This is a genomic window from Corynebacterium sp. HMSC068G04, from assembly GCF_001814885.1.
Classification (GTDB): Bacteria; Actinomycetota; Actinomycetes; order Mycobacteriales; family Mycobacteriaceae; genus Corynebacterium; species Corynebacterium hiratae.
This window is the reverse complement of the sequence record NZ_KV818311.1, coordinates 1-1,081: the sequence shown is the minus strand read 5'-3', so window position 1 is coordinate 1,081 and position 1,081 is coordinate 1. Positions and strand designations below refer to the sequence as shown.

Below are 1,081 nucleotides of genomic sequence, written 5' to 3'. Positions count from 1 at the left end.
TACAACCGTCGGCGCCGGCACTCTGCACTCGGGATGGTCAGCCCTGTCGACTTCGAAAACCACATTGGTCTAACCACCAGCAGAAAAGAAATAGCTGCCTAACCACTAGGTAGCTCCACTACGTGTCCACGATTTGCGGGCAACCCCGCTACGTCTTCTTCATCCCCTATCCGATGCCTACCAAGGCGGCAACAGTTGGGAGAAAGAAGATAATCAGCGCGCCGCCGATTATGTCGAAGCTGATGCCTGTGCGGATCATACGCGCGATGGAAACGCAGCCGGAGCCGTAAACGATGGCATTTTGCAGCGTGAAAATTGGAAGCATGAAGCCAAAGGTAGCGGCCATCGCCGGGATAACAGGGTCTACTCCCGCAGCCATGGCGAGTGGAACAACAATCGGCACAGTGACAGCCGCTGCCGCGGTATTACTTGTGGTCTCAGAGATGAGGATGGCCAGCAACACCGCCATGGCAGTGATGACCAGGGCACTAGATACGCCCAACATATTGTCGAGTCCGGAACCGATAGTTTCTGCTAGACCGGAGCTGCCCAGCATGGCGCCGAAGATCATGCCGCAACCAAACAATATGATGGTGCCCCAGTCAATCTTGGCCGCATCTGACCAGTCCAGGGTGTACTGCAGCTTCTTGGATTCAACGGGCAGCGCGCCCATATGACTACTTGTTCAAGCCGGTTAGAATCCAAGCACTACCCGGATTATCCAGAGAAAAACTGAGAGCAACTGACGTTGACTCCATGATTAAAGAAGACGGACTTGATGGAGAACACAGATCGAGAGCCTCTCGAGAGAACTTCACCCATTGTTCGCTGTCGCCCTTTCCTCTAAGAAAGAGGAAGTTTTCGTGATCGGAGAAGCCGTGTTCTGGAACAGGGGGATCATCAGCCATAAGTGTTTCTTTGACTGTTTGATACGGAGTGTATGGGCACACGAGCGAAAACTCAGTCCACTCTGGTCCGTAGAGTTCCTCCAGTGTGATGGACTCAGTAACGGGGATTGCATGTCCCGATCGTTCTAGGGACGCGAGATGAGAAGCCAATGGGTCATCAAAACTACAAGAGG

The 1,081-nt window shown here is 53.2% G+C and carries 1 protein-coding gene and 1 pseudogene; both read right to left on the bottom strand.

The features are described from left to right. Window positions 1-166 precede the first annotated feature (166 nt). Window positions 167-664: pseudogene (locus HMPREF2993_RS04805) on the bottom strand (SLC13 family permease); the annotation flags it as partial. 13 nt (window positions 665-677) lie between these two features. Continuing rightward, window positions 678-1,081 (bottom strand): hypothetical protein (locus tag HMPREF2993_RS13715; protein ID WP_210401550.1); only part of this gene is annotated, 404 nt, incomplete at its 5' end.